The organism is Candidatus Pantoea symbiotica, from assembly GCF_056491525.1.
Genome location: NZ_JBSZHR010000002.1, coordinates 4,139,487 through 4,164,705, shown reverse-complemented (window position 1 = coordinate 4,164,705; position 25,219 = coordinate 4,139,487). Strand labels below are relative to the sequence as shown.

The 25,219-nt window shown below is 57.2% G+C and carries 16 protein-coding genes and 1 tRNA gene; 2 read left to right on the top strand and 15 right to left on the bottom strand.

The annotated features are described in order from the left end of the window. Nucleotides 1-7: 7 nt before the first annotated feature. Nucleotides 8-2,293 carry a cellulose biosynthesis cyclic di-GMP-binding regulatory protein BcsB gene (gene bcsB, locus ACXIZX_RS20025; RefSeq protein ID WP_179452847.1) on the top strand — a complete coding sequence of 762 codons (2,286 nt, stop codon included), beginning with the start codon at nucleotides 8-10 and terminating at the stop codon, nucleotides 2,291-2,293. After that, nucleotides 2,286-5,675, top strand: a complete 3,390-nt coding sequence (bcsC, locus tag ACXIZX_RS20020; protein ID WP_479404800.1) for a cellulose synthase complex outer membrane protein BcsC — start codon at nucleotides 2,286-2,288, stop codon at nucleotides 5,673-5,675. The genes bcsB (ACXIZX_RS20025) and bcsC overlap by 8 nt, the downstream gene beginning before the upstream one ends. 14 nt (nucleotides 5,676-5,689) lie before the next feature. Here bcsC and ACXIZX_RS20015 read toward each other — a convergent pair whose 3' ends face one another. From ACXIZX_RS20015 to ACXIZX_RS19945, 15 genes are all read right to left on the bottom strand, one after another. Then, nucleotides 5,690-5,992, bottom strand: coding sequence for a BrnA antitoxin family protein (locus ACXIZX_RS20015; RefSeq protein ID WP_179452849.1), 303 nt, complete (start codon nucleotides 5,990-5,992; stop codon nucleotides 5,690-5,692). Then, complete coding sequence (locus tag ACXIZX_RS20010) at nucleotides 5,979-6,272, bottom strand: BrnT family toxin (protein ID WP_179452850.1); 294 nt, start codon at nucleotides 6,270-6,272, stop codon at nucleotides 5,979-5,981. Before ACXIZX_RS20010 ends, ACXIZX_RS20015 begins: the two co-directional genes overlap by 14 nt. Nucleotides 6,273-6,493: 221 nt before the next feature. Beyond that, nucleotides 6,494-7,498, bottom strand: a complete 1,005-nt coding sequence (locus ACXIZX_RS20005) for a family 8 glycosyl hydrolase (protein ID WP_479404799.1) — start codon at nucleotides 7,496-7,498, stop codon at nucleotides 6,494-6,496. A 9-nt stretch (nucleotides 7,499-7,507) separates the two neighbouring features. Continuing rightward, a complete protein-coding gene (gene bcsD, locus ACXIZX_RS20000; protein WP_008104594.1) occupies nucleotides 7,508-7,954 on the bottom strand; it encodes a cellulose biosynthesis protein BcsD in 447 nt (148 codons plus the stop codon). Continuing rightward, nucleotides 7,954-11,757, bottom strand: a complete 3,804-nt coding sequence (locus ACXIZX_RS19995) for a cellulose biosynthesis protein BcsC (RefSeq protein ID WP_179452852.1) — start codon at nucleotides 11,755-11,757, stop codon at nucleotides 7,954-7,956. Before ACXIZX_RS19995 ends, bcsD begins: the two co-directional genes overlap by 1 nt. Before the next feature lie 11 nt (nucleotides 11,758-11,768). Next, on the bottom strand, nucleotides 11,769-14,318 hold the full coding sequence (gene bcsB / locus ACXIZX_RS19990; protein WP_179452853.1) for a cellulose biosynthesis cyclic di-GMP-binding regulatory protein BcsB: 2,550 nt from the start codon (nucleotides 14,316-14,318) through the stop codon (nucleotides 11,769-11,771). Then, nucleotides 14,315-16,420, bottom strand: a complete 2,106-nt coding sequence (gene bcsA, locus ACXIZX_RS19985) for a UDP-forming cellulose synthase catalytic subunit (protein WP_008104601.1) — start codon at nucleotides 16,418-16,420, stop codon at nucleotides 14,315-14,317. The genes bcsB (ACXIZX_RS19990) and bcsA overlap by 4 nt, the downstream gene beginning before the upstream one ends. A gap of 54 nt (nucleotides 16,421-16,474) precedes the next feature. Next, entirely contained in the window at nucleotides 16,475-17,275 is an 801-nt protein-coding gene (gene bcsQ / locus ACXIZX_RS19980) for a cellulose biosynthesis protein BcsQ (RefSeq protein ID WP_061719335.1), read from the bottom strand. After that, nucleotides 17,266-17,946, bottom strand: a complete 681-nt coding sequence (bcsO, locus tag ACXIZX_RS19975; protein ID WP_179452854.1) for a cellulose biosynthesis protein BcsO — start codon at nucleotides 17,944-17,946, stop codon at nucleotides 17,266-17,268. Before bcsO ends, bcsQ begins: the two co-directional genes overlap by 10 nt. Nucleotides 17,947-18,420: 474 nt before the next feature. Continuing rightward, complete coding sequence (dppF, locus tag ACXIZX_RS19970; RefSeq protein ID WP_008104607.1) at nucleotides 18,421-19,428, bottom strand: dipeptide ABC transporter ATP-binding subunit DppF; 1,008 nt, start codon at nucleotides 19,426-19,428, stop codon at nucleotides 18,421-18,423. Further along, nucleotides 19,418-20,404 (bottom strand): dipeptide ABC transporter ATP-binding protein, encoded by a 987-nt coding sequence (gene dppD, locus ACXIZX_RS19965; RefSeq protein ID WP_008104610.1) that lies wholly within the window; start codon nucleotides 20,402-20,404, stop codon nucleotides 19,418-19,420. The genes dppF and dppD overlap by 11 nt, the downstream gene beginning before the upstream one ends. Before the next feature lie 12 nt (nucleotides 20,405-20,416). Next, entirely contained in the window at nucleotides 20,417-21,319 is a 903-nt protein-coding gene (gene dppC, locus ACXIZX_RS19960) for a dipeptide ABC transporter permease DppC (RefSeq protein WP_061719333.1), read from the bottom strand. Nucleotides 21,320-21,328: 9 nt separating this feature from the next. After that, nucleotides 21,329-22,348 (bottom strand): dipeptide ABC transporter permease DppB, encoded by a 1,020-nt coding sequence (gene dppB / locus ACXIZX_RS19955; RefSeq protein ID WP_008104614.1) that lies wholly within the window; start codon nucleotides 22,346-22,348, stop codon nucleotides 21,329-21,331. A gap of 198 nt (nucleotides 22,349-22,546) precedes the next feature. Next, the gene (dppA, locus tag ACXIZX_RS19950) at nucleotides 22,547-24,157 is read right to left on the bottom strand and encodes a dipeptide ABC transporter periplasmic-binding protein DppA (RefSeq protein WP_008104616.1); all 1,611 of its coding nucleotides are present in this window, start codon (nucleotides 24,155-24,157) and stop codon (nucleotides 22,547-22,549) included. A gap of 956 nt (nucleotides 24,158-25,113) precedes the next feature. After that, a tRNA-Pro gene (locus ACXIZX_RS19945) sits at nucleotides 25,114-25,190 on the bottom strand. Nucleotides 25,191-25,219 lie beyond the last annotated feature (29 nt).

The following is a 25,219-nucleotide window of genomic DNA, read 5'->3' as shown; positions in this document are numbered from 1 at the left end:
TATGACCATGACGAAAAAACTGAGTTGGTTCACCGCCCTGATGCTGGGCTGCGTAGCTGTGGTGCAGGCCGCGCCACAGACCTCTGGCGCAATCAATGCGCCGCAGCCGTTACCGGAGGTGAACGCGCTGGTCGATGCCAACGCGCCGCTGCGTGACAGCCAGCTGGTGTTTAATCAGGTCGCACCGCCGCCCGGCAGCATGACGCTGCGCGGTACCGAACCGAGCAGCCAGATTGAGTTTGGCGTGCGCAGCGATGAAGTGGTGACGCGCGCGCTGCTGAATCTGAGCTATCGTCCGTCGCCAGCGCTGATTCCCACGCTGTCGCAGCTAAAGGTCTATCTCAACGATGAATTGGTAGGTTTGGTGACCGTCACCGCCGATCAGCTTGGCAAAGAGAATCAAACGCAGATCCCTATCGATCCGCGCTTTATCAGCGACTTCAACCGAGTGCGCCTCGAACTGGTTGGTCACTACGCCAACGTGTGTGAAAACCCGGCCAACAGCACTATCTGGCTGGATATCGGCAAAGCCAGCAAACTCGATTTAACGCTGCAAAAGCTGCCGTTAAAGAACGATCTGTCGCATTTCCCGGAGCCGTTCTTTGATACGCGCGACAGCCGTCCGCTGCAGCTGCCGATGGTCTTCAACGCCCAGCCGAATCTGCTGCAACAGCGTGCGGCCGGGATTCTGGCTTCATGGTTTGGCAGCAAAGCGCAGTGGCGCGGACAATCTTTCCCGGTGCTGTATAACCAGTTGCCCAAAGAGCAGCATGCGGTGGTGTTTGCCACCAACGATCATCGTCCCGACTTCCTGAAAGACCTGCCGCCGGTGGGGAAACCGACGGTGGAGATGGTGAATCAGCCGGACAATCCGTACGAGAAGATGCTGCTGATTCTGGGTCGCGACGATCAGGATCTGTTAACTGCGGTGGAGGGAATCTCGCAAGGTCAGCTGCTGCTGCGCGGCGATACCTCAACCATCGACAGCGTAAAATTGCTGGCCGCGCGCCAGGCGTACGATGCACCGAACTGGGTGCGCACCGATCGCCGTACCACCTTTGCCGAGCTGACGCAGTATCAAAATCAGCTGCAGGGCGATGGCTTACAGCCGAATCCGATTAGCCTGACGCTGAATCTGCCACCGGATCTGTTCCTGGTCCGCGCACGCGGTATCGATATGGATCTGCGTTATCGCTACACATCGCCGATTCAGCAGGATGGCTCGCGCCTCGCGGTGCATCTCAACAATCAGTTCATGCAGGATTATCCGCTGACGCAGAAAGACACTGCCGGTCAGCAGCTGATGCGCATTCCGCTGATGCAGGGTTTGCAGGACAGCAATCGCCAGTTGACCATTCCGGCGCTGCGCCTCGGTGTGGTGAATCAGCTGCGCTTTAACTTTGATTACGCCAACACCTTTATTGGTGGCACCGCCGATGGCCGCTGCGAAACCGTCACCGCCGTCGGACATCACGTGGTGATTGACGATACCTCAAGCATCGATTTCTCCGGCTATCGCCATTACATCGAAATGCCGTCGCTGGGTGCGTTCGCCAACGCCGGTTTCCCGTATAGCCGTTTCGCCGATCTGGCACAAACGCTGGTGCTGGTGCAGCCTAAACCGAGCAATGACGAAGTCAGCACGCTGTTGAATGCGCTCGGCAGCATCGGCGCGCAAACCGGTTATCCGGCGCTGCGCGTGCAGATGAGCGATGACTGGAGCAAAGCGAAATCAGCGGATGCGGATATGTTGATGATCGGCGGCATTCCGCAGGATCTGCAGGACGATACTAAGATCCCGCTGCTGGCCGATGCCGCACGCAGCTGGATCAGCATGCCCGCACGCGCCAATGCGGCGGCCAACGTGCCGATTTCTGACAGTGAACGCGCCGTGGAAAGCCAAACCACCATCAGCTCACGCGGACCGATGGGCGCGATTGTTGGCTTCCAGTCACCGTTCAACGATCAACGCAGCGTCGTGGCGCTGCTGGCCGACAGCCCACGCGGCTGGGAATTGCTGAATAACGCGCTGCTCGACAGCGGCAAACGCGCGGCGGTGTTCGGCTCCGCCACGGTGATCCGTGAATCGGGCGTTAACAGCATTCGCGTCGGCGAAACCTATTACGTTGGTCACCTGCCGTGGTGGGAACGTCTGTGGAATCTGCTGGCAACCCATCCGGTGTGGCTGGCGATTTGTGCGGTTGTGGTGGTGATTCTGTTTGCGCTGATGGCGTGGCGTTTAATGCGCATGGTAAGCCGTCGCCGTCTGGCCGAGCTGGATGACGATGAATAAACTGCAACTTGGATTGCTGATTGGCAGCACGCTCGGGGTATTAGCCGGTTCGGCTGCCGCCCCGATCGGTCCACAGGTTTCGCCGGTCGAGTGGCTGCTGATGCAGATTCGCACCGGTGAATCGACCAACAAACTCGATCTGGTCCAGCAATCGCTTTATCGGCTGGAAAAAATCGACCCTGATAATCCGCAGGTGCTGGCGGCGCAAATCCGCATGGCGCTGCGTCAGGGCGATCAGGCCAAAGCGCAAAAACTGCTGGATGAACTGAAGCGCGTGGCACCGAATGCCGCCGCCACGCGCGAATCGGAAGCCGGATTGCGTCTGGTGACCGCAGAAGGTCGTCAGCAGCTGCAGCAGGCGCGCTTGCTGGCCACCGCCGGACACGTCGCCGAAGCCAAAGCCGCGTGGGACGCGCTGTTCCACGGTGTATTCCCCGATGTGAATACCGAGCTGGAGTATTGGCGGTTGGTGGCGCGTTTACCCGGCCAGCAGCCGCAAGCGTATCAACAGTTGCAGGCGCTGGAGCAGCGCTATCCCGGCAACATCGGCGTTGAGCTGCAGCTGGCGCGCATGGCGTTTGATAACAATCAGCCAGGCGAAGCCTTTACGCAGCTGCGTCGTCTCGCCAACCGCAACGGTGGACGCGATGCCGCTTCCGAGCTGTGGTTGCAGCAGATCCAGAATCAGCCGGTGAGCGAACGTAGCGTCGCCAGCCTGCAGCAATATCTGCAAACCTTCACCGAAGGCGATGCCCAGCAGCGCGGTCAGCAAGAGCTGGCGCGTCAGCAAAAACTGCTCGCCGATCCCGCGTATCGCCAGCGCATGCGTGGTTTGGCGCTGGTGGATGCCGGTGGCGGCGCAAATGCGATTGCCGCGCTCAATGCCGCGTTAAAAGCCAACCCTAATGATGCCGAACTGATGGGCGCGATGGGCCAGGCGCAGGCGCGGGCCAACAATCGCGCCGCCGCCATTAGCTGGCTGGAGAAAGCGATTCAGGCCGGCCAGGCCAGCACGCAGATCGGCAAGTGGCAGTCGCTGCTGCAAACCAACCGTTACTGGCTGGCGATCAATAACGGTGATGCGGCGCTGAAAAAAGGCGACATCGCAACAGCGGAACGTTATTACCGCAGCGCGCAGGCGCTGGATAATCGCGATAGCTGGGCGCTGATTGGGCTGGGTGATGCGGCGCTGGCGCGTAAAAACGCTGCGCAGGCAGAAACTTATTGGCAGCAGGCGCTGCGGCTGGATCGCAGCAATAGTACGGCGAAAAGTCGTCTGCTACAGCTGCGTACCGATGCGCTGATGGCCGAAGCCGATACGCTGGCGCAGCAAGGCCAATGGCATCAGGCGGCGGAAAAATATCGCCAGGCAGCGCAGGCGAATCCTGATGATATCTGGCTGGCCTATCGACTGGCTGGCGCGCTGCGCAACGGCGGCGAAGAAACGCAGGGTGCGCAAGTGATGGACGCGATGATGCGCCAGCATCCTCAGGAACCCGCCGCGCTGTATGCCTCGGCGCTCTGGCTAGCTTCCGGCGACCGCGATGACGCGGCGCTGGCGACCTTGCATCGCTTGCCCACTTCGCGCTGGGACAGCAACATGCATGAGCTGGCCGATCGTCTCGAGCAGGACAAAGTGTTTACCCGCGCCAGTGATTTACGCACGCGCGGCGATGAAACGGCGGCGATTGCGCTGCTGAAACAGCAACCCGCATCCATTCGCCGCGATATCACGCTGGCCGATTGGGCGCTGGAGCGCGGCGATGCCCGCAGCGCGCTGGCGAGCTATCAAAAGGTGCTGCAGCAAGACAGTAAAAACGGCGATGCGGCGCTGGGTCGCATCGAAGCCTTGATCGCGTTGAAACGCCCTGCGGAAGCGCAACGCGCGTTAAAAACCTTGCCGCCGAGCGTAGCGCAGCAAAACGTCAACAGCGGGCGACGCGTGGCGCTCGCCTGGCAAAACAGTGGCGATGCAGTTCGTGCCCAACAGATGTTTGCTGAGCTGAAAACCCGCGCGACGAAACTCGCACCGTCGCAGGAAAAAGCGCTGGTGTATCGCGATGCAGCGCGGCTGGAAACGCAGTTGCAACAGCCCACACAAGCGCAGCAGGATTATCAGCTGGCGATGGCCGCAAGCGGCATCAGCCAGGATGTGCCACAGGATAACGATCGCTATACGGCGTTAACCCGCAATCAGGCGCAGGATGACTGGCTGAAACGCAGCATCCGCAGCGACGCCGCCGATCTTTATCGCCAGCAGGACACCACGTTCACGCTGGAGCAGGATTACTCGCGCAACAAAGGCAACGGCGGCACCTCCGATTTCACCGCCCATACCACCATGATGCAGGCGGAAACGCCGCTGGCCGATGGCCGCAGCTTTGTGCGTGTGGATCACGTGTTGGTTTCAGCCGGCACCTTCTCCACCACCAACGGCAGCCACAGCGAGCAGTTCGGCAGCTGTAACGATGACAATTCTGGCGGATGCAGCCACGACTTTAACCAGCGCGATGAAGGCACCGCGCTGGGCGTGGGCTGGCATAACGATATATGGTCGGCTGATGTCGGCACTACGCCGCTGGGCTTCGAGACCAGCAACTGGGTCGGCGGCGTCAGCTGGAAAGCCGACGTCAAAGACATTGGCCTGACGTTCACCGCATCACGCCGGCCGATCTCCAGCTCGCTGCTGGCGTACGCAGGCGCACGCGATCCCTCGGCGAACGGCGGCAAAATCTGGGGCGGCGTGGTGGCAACCGGCGGCTCGCTCGGACTGAGTTACGATCAGGGCGGCGCGCATGGCGTGTGGGGCGATATCAGTGCGCATCAACTCAGCGGCGATAACGTCGCGGATAATAGCCGCGAACGCCTGATGGCGGGCTATTACTATAAGCTGATTAATGAAGACAATCGCCGCGCCACCGTTGGCCTGAACAGTATGCTGTGGCATTACCAGAAGGATCTCAGCGACTACACCTTCGGCCAGGGTGGCTATTACAGCCCGCAGCAATATTTCTCGCTGTCGGTGCCGCTGACCTATCGCCAACGCACGGAAAATTGGTCGTTTGATCTCGGCGGCTCGGTTTCCTGGTCACAATCGCATACCGATGGACAGCAGCGCTATCCGGTCAATCCGGGCTTTACGCTGGCGTCCAATCCCACCTCAGACAGCAGCTCGGGTACCGGTTTTGGCTACACGCTGCAGGCGCTGGTGGAGCGACGCATTACGCCGCATTGGTCGGTGGGATTGGCGATGGATATTCAGCAGGCGAAGGACTACACCCCAAGCCACGGTTTGATTTTCATGCGCTACTCCATGTCCGGCTGGAACGGCGATATGGATATGCCACCACAACCGCTGACGCCGTATGCGGATTTTAAATAGCGGCCGCCCGGCCGCTACTTGCTTTCTAATTCGCGCAGCATTGCCGCGCGCAAAATAGCGTTCAACCGCGTCTGGTAACCTTTACCCGGCGCTTTCAGCCACTCAAGCACATCTGCGTCAATTCTCACCGAAGCCTGCGTTTTAATCGGGCGATAAAACCGCCCGCTGGAAGCACTGCTCCAGAAACGTTCATTTAACGGGGCGATTTCACCGCAATCAATCTCGCTATCAGGCTTTTGACTCAGCGCTTCCAGTTCAGATTGAAGGCTGTCCGTAAGCGGCGGTAATTCGCTGCGTTTAAACCTAACCTTGCTCATAGCGCCTCCTCTCATTGCGCGTGGCAGGACGTGCACTAATGATGCGAATAATCTCAGTGCCCTGCTCAAAACGAACCGTGTGGGCCACCAAAATAATGATGTGCCCCATAACATTACCTATTGATTGCCAGCGATATTCACCATTCTCACAACGATCCTGGCTAGACAGATGAAAAGGATCATCAAACACTCGCACGGCAACTTCGAAGCGGATGCCATGCTTGCGGCGATTAGACTCCGCTTTGCTGAAGTCCCACTCAAATTCCAGTTCCGTTTGCATTTTACCATACACTTTTGTCTATACATTTTAGCATGACAAATTTGCATGTGTGTTAGTGCTGTCACTTTGATCGCGTTCAAGGAATCAAAGATAAGCAGCGGTATGAAATGAGATTCAGACAAGGCTGGAAAAAACGGCTGGTCGCCATAAATGGCGACCACGCGGATGAGTTGCAAGTTTTGTAGGGTCGCCATTTATGGCGACCTGGTCAAAGGCAAGACTTACCTCTTTTCCTGATACGCCATCCAGGTCAGCAGTTGCAGGCTGGCGGAGAAGTAGTTTTGATCCGGCGCTAAACGGTCATTGAGGTAACCGGTTTGATTCAGCGTCAAATCGCGGATCGCTAACAACCCCCCTTCCATGTTGTACGCCGCTGGCGTGTTGCCCAACACATCATACCAGGCTGGCGTAGTCATGCGCGCCGAGCCTTGCCAGACGCGCTGGAACGGCACCAGACGCAGGCTTTGCGCATCGTACCACCAGATATTCAGCGGAATACGGATCGCGTCATAGCTGAAACGGTTGGAATAGCCGACTGCCGGTGCCACTGAACCATCGGCATTGAGCGCCACCCAATCGAGCGGCAGGCCGGTTTTACCGAAGTGCATATCACCCAGCAAATCCATGCCGTCATCAATCAGCTCATTCCAGATGCGCAAATGGCTGTGTTCAGCAAACTCGCGCCAGGCCTCAAAAAGGAAATAGGAGGGATTGAGCACCACATAGCTGGTTTTGTTGAAACCCTGTGCGCCCGGCAGCATCACTTTGTGTCCGCCGTAGCTGATCACATTCAGCTTCACGATCGCACGCTGAATGCGGTCGGAGGCCTGCTGGTAATCGCCGCCCCACTTCTGCGCCGCACGCTGTAGCGCCCAGGCAATCAGTACATCACCATCCGACGCGTTGTTTTTGTCGGCAATCGGATTGGCAGCGCCAGGCGTGTAGCGCCAGTAGAACAGATCGTTTTGCGGATTGCGCAGATGAGTGCGCGTCCACTGCCACAGCAGATCGAAGGTGGTGCGATCGTCATGCGCCACCGCCAGCAACATGCCGTAGCCCTGACCTTCGGTATGGCTGACATTGTTATTCGCCGTATCGCTGATACGGCCATCGCTGCCCATAAAACGGCTTTTGTAGGTACTCCAGCCATCTGCGGCTGCCTGCGCGCTAAAAAACATCACCATGAAACACAGCATCCATTGACGCCAGAACCGCATCACTCTCATTACAGCTTCCTATTGATATCGATAGTGCAGCGTGCCGCCGTCGTTGTTCTCAAGCGTCACCGGTACCGCCGCGCTGCCGCCTTGTGCCTGCAGCCACTGCGCATACACGCCTGCCAGCACTGCGCTCAGCGCCAGCTGCCAGCGTTCAACACCGACGTTGCTGTCGCCCTGCGGCAGCGCGTGGTGCTGAATCAGAATGGCATTCTCCTGCGGCTGTAACTGCACAAAGCCCCAGTTAAAGCGCGCCAGCTGCAAATTCATTTCACGCTCCAGATCCTGCACGGTGCGCGCATCAGGTAAAGGATAGCGCGTTGCCAGCGATACGCCGACACCGTTGAGAAAGCCTTCCGCTTCCTCGCCCGCGTTGTCCAGCATGCTCTCAATCATCGCGCTCACCAGATCAAACCAGCCCGGCTGATGCGGATGGCTGACGCGTGCGGTTACTTGCTCACTCATTAGTAATCTCCGAACATGTAACGGAAGTACAGATTGGCTGTGCTTTCGTTGTAATCGCCAAAGGTGTCGTAGCCTAGCTGACCGCCCACGGTGACATCTTTGTTGATCTTATAATCCGCACCGGCATGCAGGTTGTAGCCAATGCCGTTTTTGCTCTCGCCGCTGTAGAACGCATCCTTCACGTAGCCTTGGTCGGCCAGACTTTGCAGTTGTGCCTGCAACGACGGGTTATTCGGGAAGTAGGCGCTCTTATCCTGGCTGTAGGATTGATAACCCACCGAACCGCCGACGTTCACTTTCAGATCGTCAAACTTGCGGCTGAACTCGATAGGGAACGACACCGACGCATAGTTCTGCGGGCTGAAGTAACCGCCCTGACCGTAGCTGAAGTAGCTGAGGTTTTTCGAGTAATCCATCCACGACAAACTCATGCCGACTTTCAGCTCGCGATCGTCGAGGTGATACGGACGCACATACGCGCCTGCAGTCGCCTGCACGCTGTTGTTGCTCGCCACGTTTTCGCCGATGTAGCTGTACGCGCCGCCGCCGACGTAGAAACCGGCATCGCCGTTATCGTAACTCAGCAAGGCGTTACCGCCGTTTTTGGTCACGCGGCCCCAGCGTTTACCGCTGGTTTTGTCTTCGACACCGACATACGACAACAGGCTGTCGGTCATCGCGCGGCGTTCACCGGTGAGGATCAGCGTCAGGAAGTCGGTCAGCTTCGGCGACCACTGCACGCCACCCACCAGCGTACTCAAGTCTTGACCGAGCGGCGTGCTGCCAAGGTCAATCTTGTAGCTGTCGCCCTTCAGCGCCATGTTCAGCTCCACGCCGGTCGCGGATTGCGAATCGGTAGAGGAGTTTGGCACGTCGTCAATCTTCGCATCACCCGATGCCACCACTTGTCCCTGCACCAGCGAGTTGGTGCCGAAACGACGCCATGCGTCGCCACCGGCGCTGCCTGCGGTGAGGGAAATCGGCGTCATGGTGAAGTCGAAGCGCGCATCGCCAAACGGCACGGTGGAGAAAGTCAGTGGCGCTTTGGCTTCAGTGAGTTTGCTCAAGCCTGATTCGCCATCACGACCGCGCACCTGCATTTGACCTTGCACCCAGGTGCCGGTTTTCTCTTGCAGATCGTCCATCATGCTGTCGATTTGATGCAGCGTCTGGCTTTGCTGAATCGCCGGTGTGTTGCTCGCCAGCGTCACGCCTTCGGCGCTGCTGGTGGCCGCTGGAGCCGACTGCCACGGCATCACCGCGCCATAGCTGGACGGCGAACGGCCCACCGGCGAGGTGCCGCGATTGATAAACGGATTGTCGGCCAGCGCCAAACCACCGACGCTTGGCACGCTGCCGGTTTCTGCGCCTTGCAGACCAATCAGCTGACCGCGCGCGGTGCGCAGATAGCTCATCGCCTGGCTGTGTTCGCCGTTGGCTTCGGCCACGCGGGCTAACAGCAGCAAGCGGTCTGGCGACTGCTCATTGCGCAGGCCGCGCGTTAAGGTATTGGCTTTATTAACGTCATTCTGCGCCAGCGCCACGTTGATGGCGCCGGTGCGCGCGTCTTGCGTCGCGGTATCCTGCGTCATCAGGTAGTCGTACACCACGCCCGCTTCTTTGTTCATCTTGCCGGACTGATAGAGTCGCGCCATGGCGAACATCAGATCGCGGTTCTGCGGATCGTGCTGCAGCGCGCCCACCAGCTTGTCGTAAGCAGCGGCGTACTGTTTCTGCTCACGCAGACGATCCACTTCGTTGATCACGTAGCCGTTGCGGATGCCCGCCAGCTGAGTTGGCGTGCTGCGTGCCTGCAGTTCCGGGCTGCTGAGGAAGCTCTGCGCTTCGGTGTTCAGACCGGCCTGATTCAGCACCGCCACCTGCGCGGCGTAATCACCGGCGTTGCCCTGAATGCCGCGCTGCATGTTGCTGCGCACCACGGAGACGGCAGTGGTGAGATCGCCCGCTTTCGCCAGCTTCTGTGCCAAATTACCGGCATCAACCGGATTGGCTGGCGGCGTCGATGCCAGCGCACGCAAGGTGTTGGCCGCTGCCGCGTTCGAGCCCTGCGCCAGATATTGATCGGCGGTGGCCATCTGCAGGTTAAAGTTGACGCGCTGCGCCAGCTCGCGCATATCGCTGTTCTTGCTGCTATTAGGTATGCGCGACAGCAACAAACTCGCCTGCTGCCAGGCGCTGCTTTCGCTGGCGTTTAACGCACCCGCGTAGAGTTCTGTCGTGCTGGCACCGCTGCGCATGGTCGGCTGCATGATATTTGCTGCCATCATGTTATCGCCCTGCGCGCGGTAGATACGCGCCAGATCGAGACGCAGCCATCCGTCGTTGGGATAGCGCTGAATACCCGAGGTCAAGGTGGCGATAGCGGCGCTGTTGTTGCCCGCCGCCACTTCACGCTTGGCCTGCGCACGAATCGGATCGGTGCTGCTGCCGCGCGGTGCCACGCTTTGACGCACGCTGTCGGGCAGCGATGCCAGCAAGGTGTTGGCTTCTGCGCCACGGTTCTGCTGACGCAGCACGTAGAACAGGCCTTCTTTGGCATTGCGGTTATTGGCATCGCTTTGCAGGATGGAACGATAGGTTTGCTCCGCCTGATCGAGCTGATTGCTGCGACGCTGCACATCGGCGCGGAACAGTTTAGCAGAGACGCCTTTCTCACCGTCGGCCTGCGCCAGCGGTTCGCTCAGCGCCAACGCCTGCGCGCTATCACCGTTTTTCAGCGCCTGCTGCGCGGTGGCCAGCTGCGCGTAGAAACGTGCATCAGCGGCCTGCTTCTGGCGCGTGTCGCTCTGATCGCCACCCAACTGCGCCGCGCGCGTCAGGTAATCCGCCGCTTCGGCATAACGTCCGGCACGCTGGGCAACATAGCCCATCCCGGCCAGCGCATCCGCATCTTGCGGGTTGGCTTGCAGCACTTTCTCAAAGTTGTTCTGCGCGTTGCTGACGTCGCCGCTGTTCAGCGCGGTAAAGCCCGCACCTTTCTCCGCGCCGCCGACGTTTTTACGGTAGTAATCCAGCACCGCGTTATCTTGTGGATGGCGCTGCTGCCAGGTTTGGTACAGCGACGCATCGGAAGCCTGCGGACCAAGCCACAACAGCGCCTGACGCAGCGAACGGTCAGCTTCTTTGTTGCCGTCTGCCAGGCTGCCAAGCACATCGATACCCTGACGACGCGTCGATTCCTGATAAGTCAGGGCTTTACCCAGCGCCAATTTGGCACCGGTATCCTGCGGATGATCGGCGGAGAACTGACGCAGCGCTTCCACCGCCTGCGGCAGCAGCGAACGATCGCCCGCCATCGTCAGATAATATTCGGCGGCTACGCTCGGCGGCGGCTCGTTGCCGCTGAAGGTGTTACGCCAGGTTTGCAGCGACGCCGCGATATTGCCGCTGCGTGCCTGCTGGCGCGCCAGCTGCAGCTGCGCCTGCGGAATGGTTTGCAGCTGGCGCGCGTTATCCAGCTCGGTGAGATGCGGATCGTTCGGCGAGGCCGCGCTCAGGCGCGCACGCCACTGCGCCGCTTCCGCCGTGCCGCCACTCTGCTGCGAATAGAGCGCCAGTAGATAGAGCGCCTGCGTGTTGTTCGGCTCAACCATCAGCACTTTCTGCAGCGAGGCTTTCGCCAAATCGTCATGCGCTTTCTGGTGCCAGTACGCCGCCTGATCGAACAGCGCCTGTAACGCAGGATTAGTGCTCTCCGCCGCCAGCAGCGGCTGAGAGAGCGTCAGTGCCCCACCCAGAATCAGGGCATGACGAATACCGGCACTTAACAGATGTTTTTTCATTGTTTTTATCCTTACTTCTTGCCGGACTTGCTATCAACTTTTGGGTTGAGACGACGCCACGCATGACGTTTCAGCATCACCCATGCACCGCCACCGACCAACGCTGACAGCAGCAGCGCCGCCAGCGCCATCAGCACCGAGTGCTGGTTGGCATACCACACCACCATCATGTACCACGGCATTTCGCCGCTCGGGAATTGCGGGCCGACGCGGAAGCTGCGAATGCCGTTTTCATCAGTGATGATGGCGGTATCGCCGCGAATACCGGCGTTGATGCGCGCGGAATTCAGGTCTTCATGCAGGCGCAGCAGTTGCTGATCGCTGGTCGCCACCGTCATCACCACTAAACGATCCGGGTTCCACGGCGAGCGATAGCTGACAAAGCCGCGCCACGCTTCGTTGGACGAGAAGTAACGATCGGCATCCAGCTGCTGGCGATACCAGTCGCCGGTCAGCCAGCCACGCAGTTTGTCCCAGGTGGTCGGCTCTTTCACGCCCAGCGTGTTGCCGCTGGTATCGAACGGCGTGTTGGCCAGCATCGCCTGGTTGAAGTCGTTGTTCTGCGTGGTGCTCACCGCCAGCAGATCGCTTTGTTGCAGACGCGTCATGTTGGTGCCGCCGTTTGGCAGACCAAACAGCACCTGGTTTTGCAGCAGCGGTACGCCGGTGGCGTTACCGGCGCGGGAGGCCATATCCAGCAGCGTCGAGATCTCCGCATCGCTCGGTTGTTCAGGCAGCAGCAGCGTGGTCTGCGAGAAGTCCGCCAGACGCGAGAACGGGAACGAGGCGCCCACAAAGTAAGAGAGGTTTGGCAGCATGGTGAAGTGGCGCGTGTGGCTCAGATCGATCCACGAATCCTCTTCGATGCGGCTCTTAATGTTGTTGTTCAGCAGCACGCCGCACGGTGCATCCGCTTTCGGCTTGATGTTGAAGTAGAGCGCCAGCTGGTTGTCACCGTAAATCAGATAGGGTTCGAGCTTCAGGGTGTAATGCTCCTGACGCGCGTCGCCGCCCAGGCGATGCCAGGCGCTCTCCAGCAAGCCGACTTTATTTACCGTCAGGTTGCGCAGGAAAGTGCCGTTTATCATCACGTTGAGGAACGAGTTGTTCTCGTCAATCCAGCTTTCAGATGGGAAGCGATAGTGCAGCTCCACCGGAATGGTGTCGCCATCCCACAGGAACAGATCCGGCGCGGCGCGGAAGTTAACGCTCAGCGCATCGTGCCAGATGCCGGTGGTGGTCAGGCTCTGATCTTTACGCAGCAGTTCGCTCAGACGCACCGGACGCGTGGTGTTGATCCAGCGCGGCGCATCGTACGGCTTACGCACGCCAATCGGCTGCGGCTGCACGTTGAGGCTGCTGGCATCGATCGCCAGCGGCTGAGTGGTTAAACGGTTAGCGGCCTGACGCAACTGATCGTCATTCGCCCCGACCACCAGCAGCAACTTGTAGACCGGATTGTTCGGGTTATCGATCACCTGCAGCAGCGGACCGTTGGTGGCTGGCAAAGTCACGGTGCCAATCTTGTCGCCCGGATGGCCAATCAGAATACCGTTGTGTTCCGGCAGATCGCCGCGCACCACCGGGAAACGGATGCCACGATAATCCGACTGAATGCCCATCCACGATGCCACCAGCGCGGCGGCGCTGATGCTGTCCGGCGCAGCATTGGCGGCAAAGCCAAAAGTGACGCTGGCGGGCGTCATGCGCTGCGCATCGATAAACGGACGCGGGAAGTTACGCAGGCTGGTACCGATGTTCAGCTGCTGGCCTTCAAGGCTCAGCGTGGTTTTCGGCAGAATCGATACCTGATACTGCTGCGCGCTCTCTTTCTCACATAGCAGCTTGTCGGCATCGTTAATCTTGAAGCTGAGGTTGTTGCTCGAAACGACCATCGCCGCCGGAATATCCAGCTGGTAATCGCTGACATCGCTGTCGCTGGAACCCAGCGGCAAGGTGCCAAGCGGCTGACCATTCAGCATCAGCTGCAGCGAAGTGTTGCGCGCTGCCAGTGCCGCCGAGACGCGCAGCGACAGATTGAGGCGCGCATTGGTGATCACTTCATCGCTGGGCAGCGTGAACATGATACCCGATTGCAGCTGACCACCGGTCAATGTAATGCCGCGCGGCTGGCCCATCTGCGCCACCGAAACGGTGCTGCTGATTGGCTGGTTAAGCGTCGCGGAAGACGTATCTGGCATCACCGCCGGTGCGGTTGGCGCCACCGTTGGCAGCACCATTTCAGGTGCGGGTGCTGGCGCAGGTTCGCTTACTGCAGGTTCGGCGGGCGTTTCATTTACCGTTGTCGGTGCGGTTTGTGGTGCCGCTTCTGTTGTGGTTGGCGGTGCCGTTTCTGGTGCGGTTTCTACTGGCGCATAAGGTGCCGCGCCTGCCGCCTGCTGCAGCTGTTGATCGGCCGCACTTTCAATGCCTTGCGGCGGTGGAACGTCAGAAAGTGCACCGCTATCCTGGGTGACCGCCGGGGTTTCGGCCCACGCTGGCGCGAGCAGCAGCGCCGTTGCCAGCGAGCTTGCCAGCAACGTTTGCGTCAAATTCTTCATGCAGCGCTGTCCTCTTTTGCGGCGGGCTGGTTGTCACGCTTACGCTTCTCACGGCGATCTTTCCAGGTCAGCCAGAACAGCTCAAATACGGTACGAATAATGGTGCCAAGCGAAACCAGTGGATTGTCTTGCTTATATTCCGGCTGAATCCACGCATCGGCACGCGCCAGCACCACGCGCACCAATTCACGACGGCGCGACAGCGGCATATCGCCAAAGCGCAGACGAATGCTCTCTTCATCGCCAGAGATTTTGCTCACCGGAATGGTGATGGTGCCCGATTTCAGCAGCAGATCGATCTCTTCAATTTCATCGTGCTCGTGACGATTGTCCGGCGCATCCAGCTGCGCGCCGCCCATCGACAGATCGCTGGTTTTCGTGCGCGACGAGATGCCGCTGGCGTAGTGAATCACCGCCGGAATCTGCACTTCAATACGGATGGTTTTACGCACCTGCTTGGTTTCACGCGCCACAGCAATCGCCGCCATCAGAATAATCAGGCTAAACACCGCCCAGCCGACGTTGAGGGCGATAACGTAAGGATCGACGCCAAAGTAGTCATGCGCTGTCGCACGTACCACGCCAGCGATAATGCCAATCGACAGCAGCACCGCGACAATCACGTGTGGACGCACGATGTGGAAGTCGAAAAAGCCCTGATCGAGCAGGCCGCCTTTATCCGTAACGTTAAACTTGCCGCGCTTCGGTGCCAGCATGGTCAGCAGCGTGGGGATAACGAGGTGGAAGCACATCACGGTTTCGTAGATCTCGCCCCAGAAGGTGTAACGGAACTTGCCGTTCATTCGTGAGTTGACGTAGAGCGACATCACCAGATGCGGCAAGACGTAGGCGAAAATCAGCGATGCAGATGAGTGAATGATATTCAGGTTAAACAGCAGGTACGCCAGCGGTGCCGTCAGGAACGCCACACGCGGCAAGCCGAACTGGAAGTGCAGCATGGCGTTGAGGTAGCACAGACGTTGCTGCCACTTCAATCCACGACCAAACAGCGGGTTATCGACGCGGAAGATCTGTGTCATGCCGCGCGCCCAGCGGTTACGCTGTACCACGTGCAGACCGAGACGTTCAGTCGCTAAACCGGCCGCCAGCGGAATCGCCAGGAAGGCCGAGCCCCAACCGAGACGCTGCATTTTCAGTGCGGTATGCGCATCTTCAGTGACGGTTTCCACCGCAAAGCCACCGATCTCTTCCAGCGCGCTACGGCGAATCACCGCACAGGAGCCGCAGAAGAAGGTGGCGTTCCAGTTATCGTTACCCTGCTGAACCGGGCCGTAGAACAGTGAACCTTCATTCGGGATGCTGCGCGCCGCGCGCAGGTTACGCTCGAACGGATCCGGCGAATAGAAGTAGTGCGGGGTTTGCAGCAGCGCCAGCTTCGGGTCTTTCAGGAACGGACCGACCGTCGCCTGCAGGAAGGTGCGCGTAGCCACGTGATCGCAGTCGAAGATGCAAATCAGCTCACCTTTGGTGATCTTCATGGCGTGGTTGAGGTTACCGGCTTTGGCGTGATTGTTATCGTCACGGGTGATGTAACCCACGCCGACGTCAGCGGCAAATACCGCAAACTCACTGCGTTTACCGTCATCCAGCAAATAGACCTTCAGCTTGTCGCGCGGGTAATCAATACACTGCGCAGCCAGCACGGTATCACGCACTACATCGAGGCTTTCGTTGTAGGTTGGAACATAAACATCAACCGTCGGCCACAGGCTGGTATCATCCGGCAAAGGTTCGATGGTGCGTTTTAATGGCCAGGTGGTTTGCAAGAAGCCGAGAATTAAGATCAGCCAGACGTACAGTTCGGCCAGATATAAGCCGATACCGAGAATCGCTTCAATCTCAGAATTAAATTGCAGCGTCTCCGTGGTGCGCCACCAGATATATCGGGTCGACATCAGCGCGGAAAGGATAACCATGACGATAGTTATTTTGCGGCTTTTGCTGAAGCCCAGTAAAAACATCATGCCGATGCTGATTAAGCCAAATATATATTGCTTCTGGCTGTCCATAGGCGTGATGACGATTACCGCCGCCACCGGTGCAAGCACCAGCAGCAGCAGGTAAAACCCGAGTTTACTCATGATTCACCCTGAAGAAGCTGTGTTGTTATTATGTGGCCGGAGACGGCCTCATTATTAATAGTGGCTGCGAATAGGTGCCTGAACTTCGCCGTTGCCCACGGTGATATTCAGGATATTGGCTACGCGTTTTGCCACTAATTCGATATCAAACGCAGCTGCAGAAGCTGGGCTGAAATCATAAACAGATTGTTGCGAGGCATTGGCTTCCGCGACACTTTCATCACGATGTACCACGCCTAATAAGTTCTCACCCAGGCGCTGCTGCATAAAAGCGGTGACTTCACGGCTAATATTGCGGCGATTGTCGCTCTGATTAAGCACAAAATAATGACCACGCTTATTATTTAGCGGCTGACCAATCATGCGGTCATTTTCAATTTGCGGCAGTAAAGAGACCGACGCGGTATCCGCTAACATCACCACTAAATGCATATCGGCAAGTGCCTGCATTGCTTTAAGCGCTGGACCCGGACCCGGCGGAAAATCGGCGATAATCACCAGTCCCGGATAATTCAGTACCGTATCCAAACCGCGTTTCAGGAAATGCGGATCTTTTACCAGGTTCTCTTCAAAACGTTCACGCTGCTCTTCGCTGACTTCGCCATAAGGCATGACGAAAATGTTGCCGCCGGTGGTCAGAATCGATTGGCTCCAGTCAGCCTGATCTTCAGAGCGCGCGACAAAGCCGCGACCATCATTCAGCGGTACACCGAAATGCAGGCGCAAAGCATTCTGAACATCGAAATCGATTGCCAATACCTTGCTGCCAGCGCGAGCCAGACTCCACGCAAGGTTGGCCGCCATGGTGGTTTTCCCTACTCCCCCTTTTGGCGAGCACACACAAACTAACGGCATAGCGCAATCTTCTCCAGTAGCGGTTTTAACGGTGTTTCTTTTGACAAATTAGCGGGCTCGGCGGGACGCGAGCGGAATAGCGCACCAAAGCGAGACGGTGCGGGCGCAGCCGGACGTGCCGGTTCAACCGCAGCGGCAAAGGTTGGCACAGGCGCAATTGGCGCTGGAGCTGCCGGTGCAGGCGCGGCAGCGGCAGCAGCAGCAGCAGCAGGCTGAGCAATCGGTGCGGCGGGTGCGGCGACAGGTTTGGCGGGCGGAAACAGTGAAGTCGTGGCCTGACGCTCTACCAACGTGGCTTTTGGCGCTAATGGCGTAGCAGACGACACCGGTTTAGCCGACGGCGCGGGCGGAAACAGCGATGAGCCGGTCTCCGGTTGGGCGGCAGCAGGCGCGTTCAGGCTGTCGAGAATCGATCCTCGTGCCGGGCTGGCTGGTGCAGTCTGAATTGGCTCAGGCGGTGCGCTAAATTCATCCCCGCGAATCGGATGCGGTTGCGGCATATCGATGCGCTGGCCGCTACCTAATTCAGGCTCTTGATCGGTGGTCAATTGACGCAGTAACGCCCACTGACTTTGATCGGCTTCATGCGATTGACCGGACATATCCTTAAAAGCGATATCAAGCGTCTGCGTTTTCTCTTTAAAACGCTGCAGATCGTCGTAATTCTTCATGATCAGAGCCTGTGAAAGCGGGAGGGAATTTTCCGCGAATATATCACACACATTAAAAGACGGTGAGACAAATCTGATTATTAAAACGCCGCATTCAACAAAAGAATTCTATCTTAAAGATTGAAAAAACGGGCATGCAAGAAGCATGCAGTTATTTATTGACGGGTATTAATTAGTATCAATTAACAGAAATAATTACGCAGGGGATTTTAACCTAAGCTACTGAATTTTCACTACTGCGCTGCAAGTTATGGATTTTATTTCATTGTGATGCCGCTCAAGCAATCCTGACGCAAATAAGAATTTGCCTTTACGCTTTAAGTCCTAATCAGGACCAATTGATCACAGATGCAGTGTCGTAATGATTTTTGCGTGGCTTTGGCGATAACACGTTTTGTCGTTAATTAATCTGATGTATTAAGGATAAAAGAAAGGCTCCCGCAGGAGCCTTCATTCATTTATAGCGGTAATTTATTACACGCCCACCGGCTGATTCTCATCCTGATCCACCGCGAAGCAGGCGATTTGCTGATCGCCATACTGCTTCAGCTTGGGTTGCAGCTGAACACAGGTGCCAAAGCGACGACGGCAGCGCGCGTTAAACGCACAGCCCGGCGGCGGGTTGAGCGGGCTCGGCAGTTCGCCCGTGAGCTTGATGCGCTCGCGGCGATCGTCCGGGTTAAGGCGTGGTGTCGCCGACAGCAGCGCCTGCGTGTAAGGATGGCGCGGATTGCTGAAGATCGCCTCTTTGCTGCCCTTCTCGACGCAGCGGCCGAGATACATCACCATCACCTCATCGGCGATGTGTTCCACCACCGACAGGTCATGCGAGATGAAGACGTAGGACAAACCTAAGTCCTGCTGTAAATCCATCATCAGGTTGAGCACCTGCGCACGCACGGATACATCGAGCGCGGAAACCGGCTCATCGGCAATCAGCACATCCGGGTCGAGCATCAAACCGCGCGCAATCGCGATACGCTGACGCTGGCCGCCCGAGAACATGTGCGGATAACGATCGTAATGCTCGGTTTTCAGGCCAACCTTCGCCATCATCTCCAGCGTTTTTTCCTTGCGCTCCGCTTTAGTCAGCGAGGTGTTGATCACCAGCGGCTCTTCCAGAATCTGGCTGATTTTCTTACGCGGATTGAGCGAACCGTACGGGTTCTGGAACACGATCTGGATTTTCTGACGACGCAGTTTCTGCGCCTGCGGATCGTGTTTTAGCAGATCCTGACCGTGCCAGAACAGCTGGCCTTCGGTCGGGGTTTCAATCATGGTCAGCAAGCGGCCCAGCGTGGATTTACCACAGCCGGATTCACCCACCACCGCCAGCGTTTTGCCGCGTTCGAGGTTGAACGAGACGCCATCCAGCGCTTTTACCAGACGTTCCTGGCCAAACAGACCTTTCTTCACCGGGTAGTGTTTTTTCAGGTCAATCGCCTGCAGCAGGTAATCCTGCTTATCGTTATCAAGACTCATAAGTCGGTCTCCCGGCATCATCCAGTGGGAAGTGACATTTGGCCTGACGGCCCGGAATGTCGCGCAACTCCGGCTCTTCGCGGCGGCAGCGATCGGTCACATACGGGCAGCGCGGATTTAACAGGCAGCCGGTTGGACGATCGTATTTACCCGGCACCACGCCAGGCAGCGAAGCCAGACGCGCTTTATCGGCGGCAAACTCCGGCAGCGCGCGCAGCAGCGCCTGCGTATACGGATGACGCGGCGCTTTGAAGATATCCACCGCTTTACCGCTTTCCACCACTTGTCCGGCATACATCACGATGATGTGCTGTGCCGCTTCGGCCACCAGCGCCAGATCGTGAGTAATCAGGATCAGCGCCATGTTCTCCTGCTTCTGCAACTCCAGCAGCAGTTCGATGATTTGCGCCTGAATGGTTACATCGAGTGCGGTGGTCGGCTCATCGGCGATCAGCAGTTTCGGTTTGCAGGCAATCGCCATCGCGATCATCACGCGCTGGCTCATACCGCCCGACAGCTGATGCGGATAAACATCCAGACGCGATGCCGGATCGGGAATGCCCACCTGATCGAGCAGATCAATCGCGCGCTGACGACGCGTACGTTTGCTGCCGCCCTGATGCACCTTCAGCGCTTCCATTATTTGGAAACCCACGGTGTAGCACGGGTTGAGGCTGGTCATCGGGTCCTGGAAAATCATCGCCACTTCTGCGCCCACCAGCTGGCGGCGCTCTTTTTCGGAGATTTTCTGCAGGTCGCGCTGATTGAACTCCAGTTTTTCCGCCATTACGCGGCCGGGATAATCAATCAGGCCCATAATCGCCAGTGAACTCACGGATTTGCCCGAGCCAGATTCACCAACAATACCCACAACCTGGCCTTGCTCGACCTGATAGCTGATGCGGTCAACCGCACGGAACGGTGTTTTTTCGTCGCCGAAATGCACCGATAACTTGTCTACATTTAATAACGCCATCTCGGTGCCTCTTTACTGCTTGAGTTTCGGGTCGAGTGCATCACGCAAACCATCGCCCATGAGGTTGAATGCCAGAACCGTTAGCAGAATGGTCACTCCAGGGAATGTCACCACCCACCAGGCACTTTGCGCATACTGCAACACGTCGGAGAGCATGGTGCCCCACTCCGGCGTAGGCGGCTGCGCCCCCATACCGAGAAAGCCCAACGCCGCCATATCGAGGATGGCGTTGGAGAAGCCTAATGATGCCTGCACGATCAGCGGTGCCAGGCAGTTAGGCAGAATATTGATGAACATCTGGCGCAGCGTACCGGCACCCGCCACGCTCGAAGCGGTGACGTAATCGCGGTTCACTTCAACCAGCACCGCAGCACGCGTCAGACGGATATAGTGCGGCAAGGCGACGAAGGTAATCGCCAGCGAGGCGTTAACAATCGATGGACCGAAGATCGCCACCAGCACCAATGCCAGCAGCAGGCTTGGCAGCGCCAGCATGATATCGACCACACGCATAATGATGGCGTCAACCACGCCGCCGAGGTAGCCGGCCATCAGACCAAATATCACACCGAGAATCAGCGACAGCACCACCACCATGCAGCCGACCAGCAGCGACAGGCGCGCGCCGTACATCAAGCGCGACAGCACATCGCGGCCCACGTCATCGGTACCGAGGATGTAGCTCCAGCTGCCGCCTTCCTGCCAGACTGGCGGATGCAGCAAGGCATCGCGGAATTGCTCGGCCGGTGCGTGCGGAGCCAGTACATCAGCAAAGATCGCGATCAACAGCATCAGAACGATGTAAACCAGGCCGATTACCGCGCCTTTGTTACGTTTGAAGTAGTGCCAGAATTCCTGCAACGGGGTCATCGGCTTGGGTGCAGCAGTTACGCTTGCGGGATCAACAGCAGACATGATTCCCCCTTATTTCTTATGACGGATACGTGGATTGACCACGCCGTACAACAGATCAACCAGCAGGTTGACCACGATGATCAGAATCGCCACCAGCAGCACGCCGCCCTGCACTACCGGATAGTCACGGCGTTGCAGCGCTTCGATCAGCCAGCGACCGAGTCCTGGCCACGAGAAGATGGTTTCGGTCAGAATCGCACCGGCCAGCAGCGTACCGACCTGCAAACCGATTACGGTGACGACCGGCAGCATGGCGTTACGCAGCGCATGCACCACAATCACACGCATACGCGTCAGGCCTTTGGCGCGCGCAGTACGAATGTAATCTTCACCCAGCACTTCCAGCATTGAGGAGCGCGTCATACGCACAATCACCGCCAGCGGAATGGTGCCGAGCACGATGGCCGGCAAAATCATGTGCATCACCGCATCTTTGAAATCGCCCTCTTCACCCCAGAACAGCGTATCAATCAGCATAAAGCCGGTGAGCGGATGGCTGTCGTCGAGGAAGATGGTGTCGCTGACGCGCCCGGAGACCGGCGTGAGGTTCCACTGCACCGAGACCAGCATGATCAGCATGATGCCCCACCAGAAAATCGGCATTGAGTAACCGGTGAGCGAGATGCCTACGGCGGTGTGATCGAAGATCGAGCCGCGTTTTACTGCGGCCAGCACGCCAACGGGAATGCCGACCGCCACTGCGAACAACATGGCGCAGATGCCCAGTTCCAGCGTGGCTTTGAAGCGTGGTACGAATTCGTCCCAGACCGGGATACGGCTTTTCAGCGAGATACCGAGGTCACCGTGCAAGACGCCGTTGATGTAGGTGAGATATTGCTTCCACATCGGCTGATCGAGGCCAAATTGCGCCATCAATTGCGCGTGACGTTCAGGAGAGATACCGCGTTCGCCGGCCATGATCAGTACCGGATCGCCGGGGATCAAGTGGACAAACGCGAAGGTCAATAATGTGATACCGATGAACGTTGGGATGACAAGGCCCAAACGTCGGAGTATGAATTGCAGCATAAGCCTGGTTCTCTGACATTTCCCGCAGCGTTACCGCCGGGGACAACATTGCTCAACACTCGCAGCCCGCCAGGGGCAGACGCGACGCAAGAAGCGCTTCAATATTAGAATTTGCCGGAAAAAAAGAGCGGAATACGGGCGGCGAAGGTGCCGCCCGAGGGCCAGCAATGCTGGCCCTGACCGCGATAATCCGAAAGGTTATTCCTGGATATCGACGTTTTCGAAGTGATGTTTACCTAATGGATCAACCACATAACCTGTTACTTTCTTGCTCACTGGCTCGTATACGGTTGAGTGAGCGATGATCAGCGCTGGAGCCTGGTCATGCATCACTACCTGAGCCTGTTTGTACAGTTCAATACGTTTGTTGTGATCGGCTTCAGCACGGGCTGGCTGAATCAGATCTTCAAACGGCTTGTAGCACCAACGTGAGTAGTTAGAACCGTCTTTCGCCGCTGCACAGCTGAACAGCGTGGCGAAAAAGTTATCTGGATCCCCATTATCACCGGTCCAGCCCATCATAACGGTCTGGTGCTCACCGGCTTTCGCACGTTTCAGGTACTCGCCCCATTCGAAGGTGACGATTTTGGCTTTCACGCCAATTTTCGCCCAGTCAGCCTGAACCATTTCCGCCATGCGGCGTGCGTTCGGGTTGTATGGACGCTGAACCGGCATTGCCCAAAGGTCGATAGAGAAACCATCTGCCATGCCCGCTTCTTTCAGCAGCGCTTTCGCTTTCTCAGGATCGTAGGCGTAATCTTTGATGTCGTCGTTGTAGCCCCACATGGTTGGTGGGATCAGGTTTTTCGCGGCCTGGCCAGCGCCCTGATAAACGGCATCGATGATGGCTTGTTTGTTCACCGCCATGGTCAGTGCCTGACGCACTTTCACGTTATCCAGCGGTTTTTTCTCGGTGTTGAACGACAGGTAACCGACGTTCAGACCAGGCTGTTCCATCAGGTTAATTTTGTCGTCTTTCTTCATGCTGGCGAGATCGGCCGGGTTCGGATACGGCATTACCTGGCACTCACCTTTCTGCAGCTTCGCATAACGCACTGACGCATCTGGCGTGATGGAGAACACTAAGCGATCAATCTTCGGCTTGGTGCCCCAGAAGTCTGGGTTCGCTTTGTACAGAATGCGCGAGTCTTTCTGATACTGCTGCAGTACGAACGGACCGGTGCCCACTGGATTGAGGTCCAGCTTCTCTGGCGTGCCCGCTTTAAGCATGTTGTCGGCATATTCTTTAGAAATGATTGAGGCGAAGTCCATGCCGAGGTCAGCGATGAACGGCGCTTCTGGACGCGTCAGGGTGAAGCGTACGGTGTAATCGTCAACTTTCTCGATTTTGGCAATCAGCTTAGGCATGTCCATGCCTTCGAAGTATTCGTAGCTGCCGCCAGAAACACCGTGATATTTGTTGTTTTTATCGAGCTGACGCTCGAAGGAGAACACGACGTCATCGGCATTGAAGGTGCGGGTTGGCTTAAAGTCTTTGGTGGTTTGCCATTTCACGCCCTGACGCAGGTGGAAGGTATAGGTTTTACCGTCCGCGCTGACATCCCATTTTTCTGCCAGACCTGGCTGCAGCTCGGTGGTACCGGTTTTGAACTCAACCAAACGGTTGTAGATCGGTACGGAGCTGGCGTCGTAAGTGGTGCCCGATGTGAAGAGCTGCGGGTTGAAGCCTTCCGGCGAACCTTCTGAACAATAAACGAGGGTTTTCGCCTGGACACCAGCGGCAACGGTCATAGCAATCAGGCTGAGACCGACCTTCAGCATCCTGGATTTAGCCAGGGAGTTGATCATGTTTTGCTCCATTGTGATGTGATGTTGTGTGCGTCGCCCGACCTCTGATTTTTTTATGCGGTTCGGGCAGGTCAATTAAGAGTAAGCAAAATGTGAGCGGTTATTTTTTTGTGCTGGCACCGTGGAATCTGTCAGACACGTCCTTCTCTACATTTTATTGACGCATCAATTTGTCAACAGTTGCAATGAACGTCAATACAGTGTGGGGTTATTTACACAGAGTGTGAGTAAGTGCAAGCAACGATAAAAAACACCCTTCTCAGCGTAAGCCAAAATTAAAAAAGGTGATAAAGCGCTCAATGCCGCGTGATTATCTGGCTATGTAGCCAAATGACAGTGATTATCACCGCTAAAAAACACACAAAACTTATTGGTAAATGTTGAATATCTGAACGATTCTTCGTGCGTTATGACGTTCAGGTAGCGGAATGTGCTAGTAAAATGGCATAAGAAATCAGCATGATGCATAAACCGGTCATAAGAAGAATGTTTCGCGAATTAAGCGCACGGGTTCGATTTGGCGTGGGGTTCAAAGGTGTAAGTTGAAATAATAGTGAGTATTTAGGGTTTGCATGGTGGAACGGGTAAATTGATGGGTTTTGCTGATTATTGGTGCGTTGCTCAGGAAAGGTGGCTCGAACGCAAAGTCGGCGTGAATACGTCCCTGTAGCCTCGACCGCCGCATCCCTGCGGCGGACGCTTTGCTAACCGAGCCGCCTTCCCATCGCCATGCTGACTTTTGTTTTGCTGTTAAAACAATGCAGAGGATTTTGATTAAGGATGGAATACAGGGCCGCGGAGTAAAGCTTCCGACGCATGGATGCGTCGGCAGAGCCCACAGGGATGTGTCCACGGCGACTTTACGGAGCGGCCCTGTATTTCAGCCTGATCGGCACAAGGCCCAACAAATTACAGACGAAAAAAAACCTGCTTATAAAAGCAGGTTTCTTCAAAGATGGTCGGCGAGAGAGGATTCGAACCTCCGACCCACTGGTCCCAAACCAGTTGCGCTACCAAGCTGCGCTACTCGCCGATGGGGGCGCATATTACTGCGCTGCTAAA